Source organism: Natrinema soli, assembly GCF_028618695.1.
Genome location: NZ_JAQIVI010000792.1, coordinates 1 through 5,370 on the forward strand (window position 1 = coordinate 1; position 5,370 = coordinate 5,370).

Annotated in this window: 5 protein-coding genes, 1 tRNA gene and 1 pseudogene; 4 read left to right on the forward strand and 3 right to left on the reverse strand. The window is 57.5% G+C overall.

What is annotated here, in order from left to right:
- A pseudogene (locus PGX04_RS32630) lies at nucleotides 1–598 on the forward strand (Eco57I restriction-modification methylase domain-containing protein); the annotation flags it as partial.
- A gap of 27 nt (nucleotides 599–625) precedes the next feature.
- Here PGX04_RS32630 and PGX04_RS32635 read toward each other — a convergent pair.
- Entirely contained in the window at nucleotides 626–1,351 is a 726-nt protein-coding gene (locus PGX04_RS32635; RefSeq protein ID WP_273742273.1) for a YqjF family protein, read from the reverse strand.
- A 68-nt stretch (nucleotides 1,352–1,419) separates the two neighbouring features.
- The gene (locus tag PGX04_RS32640; protein WP_273742274.1) at nucleotides 1,420–1,827 is read right to left on the reverse strand and encodes a sensor histidine kinase; all 408 of its coding nucleotides are present in this window, start codon (nucleotides 1,825–1,827) and stop codon (nucleotides 1,420–1,422) included.
- A 74-nt stretch (nucleotides 1,828–1,901) separates the two neighbouring features.
- Between PGX04_RS32640 and PGX04_RS32645 the strand changes: the two genes are divergently transcribed.
- Nucleotides 1,902–3,278, forward strand: a complete 1,377-nt coding sequence (locus PGX04_RS32645; RefSeq protein WP_273742275.1) for a S8 family serine peptidase — start codon at nucleotides 1,902–1,904, stop codon at nucleotides 3,276–3,278.
- A gap of 253 nt (nucleotides 3,279–3,531) precedes the next feature.
- Nucleotides 3,532–4,080 (forward strand): hypothetical protein, encoded by a 549-nt coding sequence (locus PGX04_RS32650; protein ID WP_273742276.1) that lies wholly within the window; start codon nucleotides 3,532–3,534, stop codon nucleotides 4,078–4,080.
- A gap of 427 nt (nucleotides 4,081–4,507) precedes the next feature.
- Here the strand turns inward: PGX04_RS32650 and PGX04_RS32655 are convergent.
- Nucleotides 4,508–4,579 (reverse strand) — tRNA-Ala (locus tag PGX04_RS32655).
- Between the two features lie 411 nt (nucleotides 4,580–4,990).
- On the opposite strand from PGX04_RS32655, the gene PGX04_RS32660 reads away from it, so the two are divergent.
- Nucleotides 4,991–5,370: class I SAM-dependent methyltransferase (locus tag PGX04_RS32660; RefSeq protein WP_273742277.1), on the forward strand; the 380-nt coding region annotated here is incomplete at its 3' end.

Genomic DNA, 5,370 nt, shown 5'->3' on the forward strand with positions numbered 1-5,370 from the left:
CCTGCACGTCCCCGACTATCTCGGTCGGGATCCGAACGGGCCGTCGCTCGGCGATCTCGACGCCGCTCGGCGGACTGACGGCGTCGCGGCGACGAAGCTCGCGTCGACGACCGAGGAGTGGCCGAACCTGCGGATCGGTTCGGTCGCGGTCGACTCGAGCGATTCGGACGTCGTCCTCTCGGCGACCGTTCGGTACAAACCCGACCTCGCCACGGCCGCCGAGACCGATCGGTGGGGCTACGCGGAAACCGATCCGATTCCGGCCGTCGAACTCGTCGATGTCGAACCCGAACTCGCGGCGCTCGTCGAAGCCGTCGTCCCCTACGCCACCGAAGCGGGCGACGGCGTCGCCGGCTTCAGACCGACCGCCGCGAAGACGATATCGCCACTCGACCGCCTCGAGGCGCTGACGCTGCCCCGTCCGAACGAGGTCGAAGACGGGCTTCGACGGTTTCTCGACGCTCGAGACCGGGCCGCGGAACTCGAGGCGGCGATCGACGCGACCGACCGGCGGATCGACGATCGCGCGTGTTCGCTGTACGGACTGACGGACGCGGAGCGCGAAACAGTCCGTCGCGAATTCGGCGGCGAGCGGTAGACCGTGCTCGCTCGGCCAGTCGGGTGATCACTGCTCGTTCTCGAGGCGCTCACTCGGCGATGCGACGACGTCGAGGCCCGGGCTGTAGAAGTACACCGGCTCGGACGCCGGGTGCGCGAAGCCGTCGGCGGCCAGTACGGTATTCGTCTCGATATCGGCGGCGGCCGGATACAGCGTCCATGGGTCGTGCTCGACGTCGGTGTAGCGAACCGTTCCGTCGGGGGCCTCCGTGTAGAACCGGTAGCGCTCGACGAGAAATTCCCCCAGCGGGTCGTCGGGAGCCGAAAACGGCTCGCCGGTCGGCCGATAGGTCGCCTCGTACTCGGCCGGTCGGGCGCCGGGATGGCGTCGCCGACTGCTGAATCGAATCCGCCCGTCGGCCCCGTTCCCCTCCGGGGTCGCCTCGACGTCGAGCGAGATGCGGGCGTAGTAGTACGGCAGGTGATGGAACAGGCGTGCACCGACGACGCTCGCGAGTCCCTGCGCGTCGAGGCTAAAGAAGTAGACGCTGGGCACTCCGTCGCGGATGACGTACGTCCTGACGTTGAGCTCCGGCAATCGGATCCCGGCCCGTTCGGGAAGCCCCCTCGGCCGGACGGCGACGTTCGTGAACGGAATCACCGACAGCCACGCGGTACCGTCGTGTTCGTCGACCTCGAGCGCGTCGGGGAGATGTGCCTCCATCATCGCCGGATCGACCGGCCAGTTCTCGAACAGCAGGTGTCGCCAGCCCATCTCGAGCGGAACAACCATCGTTGTCCATTCGGTATCCGCGCAAAAAACAGCTTCCGATTCTCGAAACCGATGATCGGTGCGGCGAGTCAGGAATCACTGGCAGTCGGTGCCGGCAGGGTGAACGAGATCGCGGTCCCGTCGTCGGACTCGGATTCGACCCAGATCTCGCCGCCAGCAGACGAGCGAAGGGAGTCTGTCGAGCCCGGCCTCACGCTGTTCGGCCGGACGCCGTGGCGCTCGACGATGCGCCGACAGAGCGCGAGGCCGATGCCGGTGCCGGCGTGTTCCTCGTGAGTGTGTAGCCGTTCGAACACCTGAAACACGCGATCCGCGGCGTCGGAGTCGATACCGATCCCGTCATCGCGAACCGAGATGCTTCGCCCCGAGCCGTTCCGTCGGTCCTCGACATGGATCCGCGGCGGCCCCTCGCCGCTGTACTCGAGCGTGTTGTCGAGCAGGTTTTGAAACTTGTTGTCACTTAGTAGTATCCACATGAACTATTTTTCAGGTAGCATAGAAATAGCAGACTGTGACTAACAATAGTAGAGCTACTAATGGACATAGCTGTATGTCAAATAGAACACGCCGAACATTCCTCAAGGTGAGTGGCAGTCTGCTCGGTGGAATTGCGATGGGAAGTTCGGTTATTGTAGCAGCATCAACCGATAGATTCCTCGTTGATACTAAGGCAACCCCCCGAGCAAAAGTCACAGCGGCAGGTCTTGACATTGTTCATGACCTCAACGAGATCGACCTATTGGTCGTAGAGGGAACTGAGGCCGAAGTGAAGTCGCTAAACGCACGGTACGCCCCGGATAGTACTTACTCACTTAACCGCCCTCTCAGCGAACAGACACCGATCACAGCCAGTGCAATTGACGAGCCCGGATACGGATACCAATGGGATAAGCAGGCCCAGAGCATCCCGGAAGCCCACGAGATTACTCGCGGAGAAGGAACTCGAGTGACCGTTATTGACTCAGGGGTCGCCGCTGGTCATCCGAACCTCGAGCATGCAGTGAACGAAGACTTGTCTCGGAATTTTACTGATGATGACTATGGTGCTAGTGGTCCATACGGTGGGTATCACGGTACCCATGTTGCTGGTATTATCGCCGCAAACGACCAGAACGAAGAGGGCGTCGTTGGTACTGCGCCTGGGACAGAGGTCGTCGACTGCCGGGTGTTCTCACCAGACGCACTGGCGTCATTCGCAGATATTCTCGCAGCCATCGTCTACAGTGTCCGCATTGATGCCGATGCCGCCAACATGAGTATTGGAGCGTATCCAGTCTCGCGCGAGAGGCTCGGCCAATTCTACGGCATGGCTCTCAACCGGGTCACGACCTACGCTAATAACCATGGGACGTTGCTCATCGCAGCCGCAGGTAACGACAGTGCGGACCTCCAGCACGACGGGCGTATCTGCGGAGACTTCGATGACGATGGCACGGACGAATGCATCTCAGCTATCAGTCTTCCTAACGAGGCGGCGACCGTCATGTCCATCAGCGCCACCGGACCAATTGGCTACCAGTGGGGCGATGAGGGGCTTGAAGCGGATTTCGATAGTCCAACGTTCTACACCAATTATGGGACGAACGCAATCAACATCGCTGCGCCCGGCGGAGACGCCGACCTCGCAGCCATCGGTACAGACGTCAATTGGCGATTCGACCTCGTATTCAACACTATCGCCGTACCCGATTACGCTGACGATGGTTCCTATATGGGGGCAGTCTATGGATACGATTGGCTTGCTGGAACATCGATGGCTTGTCCACAAGTCGTGGGAGCTGCTGCCCTCGTTAAGAGCCAGAATCCTACTTTCAACGCAAATCAGGTACGCAAGACGCTGGAGAATACTGCTGAGACAGTTGAAGAACACGACAAGGCATACTACGGGTCTGGCTTCCTGAATCCAGCAGCAGCTGTTGACCAATGAAATCTGGACTGAGACGACTCCATCTATTTTTCCATGGCAGTTAGAGAGAAGTTCGAGTGGCCATCCAACTTTAATAAATAACACACAAATAACATCCGTAGCTCAGAATTGAACCCCAGCTATTCTGCCGACATTGCATTCCGATATCGTTCTCATCTATATTTCATTGTAATGGGATTTAGTTCATGAGTGATATTAGTCCTGTAAAAGTTAATTACACAAAGCACATTACTACTGACTTCCCTGCGTGAATATGGACTATTTGCGAAGGAAGGTGTTAGGGGTAAGTGCTATCAGTCTCAGTGGGGTTGCAGGATGTCTCAGTAGCGATGAAGCTGATGACAGTAATGGAACTGATGAAACTAATGGGTCGTCAAATTCGGATACTGACAATGATGACATTCTAGATGCAAGTGATGACTATCCCCGTGACCCTGACTTGAGTCAAAGAGAAACAAAATCAGACACCCGAAAAATTGAGGAAGATGAGTGGATTTATTATGAGTTCGGTTTTGATAGTACTGGGTTCATTGAGTACGACTTCATTGTCCGTGAGGGTCCAGAGATTGACGTTATGTTCCTCGACGAGTCAGAATATAATTACTTTAGTAACGATGACCGTTTTTCATACAAACCGGAACTTAGTGCGCTTGAGAGCGCTGGAAAAACAGTCAGTAGCAAGGTCACAGAAGGGTCCTACCGGCTAATACTGGATAATTCGAATTTGGGAGAGGCAGCACCACCAACTAATTTTAGCAACGATGTTATTACTGTCGAGTTTGACTTGGAAATTGGACGATAGGACAATGTCGTAACTCGTATCCTTTTAGTTCAAGACTGCACAAGAGTCCGAGTGGCCATACATGATTCTCTCGGTCACCAACCTCCCAGTGAGAAGTTGTCATCTCCCGGATTTAAACCAGCTATAAGGCCGGTACGAAGTTTCTCCATACCATACCCCACTGTGTTTATTTGCGGTCGTAGGTGGGGAACGATAAATATACACTCCCCTCCATCCTTCCACCATCTTTTCGCCAAGATAGCTGATATCATCACACACAAGGGTTATTATTGTAGAACAAGCTTTTCAGCATATCCGCCACTCGAGAGTGAGAGTGCTGTGCTCGGCTGAGTCCGAGTGATTTCGACTCCGACACGCAACGAGCTCGGACGCTGTACAGCCGTGAAACGGACGCTGTCAGCTCCTCGAGAAAGGAGTGAAGTAGAAATGGACTCGGCGGGATTTGAACCCGCGGCCTCTCCCATGCCAAGGGAGTGATCTACCCCTGATCTACGAGCCCTCGAGCGCATCCCTCACTTTCCGTCGGGAATAGATAAACCCCTCGAATTCCTCGAGTCCCCGTCACAGTCCCGCATTCACACGAATCCAACTTCCCCATCCGCGAGCGAATCCGAACCGACTCGAACACAACATATCGCGGGTCCGTGTGGCTGTCGGCTCAGCCCCGGCCAGGTCCAGCGGCTCTGATACGGACTGGTGTACCGATTTCCCAGAGAACCGCGGAGACGGGAGTAACCGAAACAACCACGAAAGTCCCACCCGTATCGGCTGATCGGGATGCCACCGCGGGTGGGACTGAAAGGGTCTTTGCGGTAGTCGTAGCGAGTGGAGAGTATCCACGGGAGGACCTATCTACAACACCTCGACGGGTTACGAACATTTTTTGCGGGTTCGTCGACGAAACCCGACGATGGCCGGGGATCAAGGTCGCGATCGAATACGCAGCCACGACGACGAGTGCACCCGTCGCGCTGACGTGCGCGACACCTACGACCGGATCGCGACCCACTTCGCGTCCACGCGGGAGTACGCCTGGCCCGAAGTCGAGGCCTTCGTCGACGCCCACGCGACCGACCGCTCCGGCGTCGGGCTCGATCTCGGCTGCGGCAACTGCCGTCACGCCGAACTCCTCGAGGCTCACCTCGAGACGGTCGTCGGCCTCGACGTCAGCCGCGGCTTGCTCGAGACGGGACGGAAGCGCGCGCTCGAGCGCGAGTTCGACGTCGAGTTGGTTCAGGGGGACGCGTCGACGCTCCCGCTGGCCGACGACAGCATCGACCGCGCGGTTTA

Bases quoted from the DNA above. Each gene is read 5' to 3' on its own strand.
- PGX04_RS32635 (WP_273742273.1), bottom strand. From the start codon at position 1,351: ATGGTTGTTCCGCTCGAGATGGGCTGGCGACACCTGCTGTTCGAGAAC.
- PGX04_RS32640 (WP_273742274.1), bottom strand. From the start codon at position 1,827: ATGTGGATACTACTAAGTGACAACAAGTTTCAAAACCTGCTCGACAAC.
- PGX04_RS32645 (WP_273742275.1), top strand. From the start codon at position 1,902: ATGTCAAATAGAACACGCCGAACATTCCTCAAGGTGAGTGGCAGTCTG.
- PGX04_RS32650 (WP_273742276.1), top strand. From the start codon at position 3,532: ATGGACTATTTGCGAAGGAAGGTGTTAGGGGTAAGTGCTATCAGTCTC.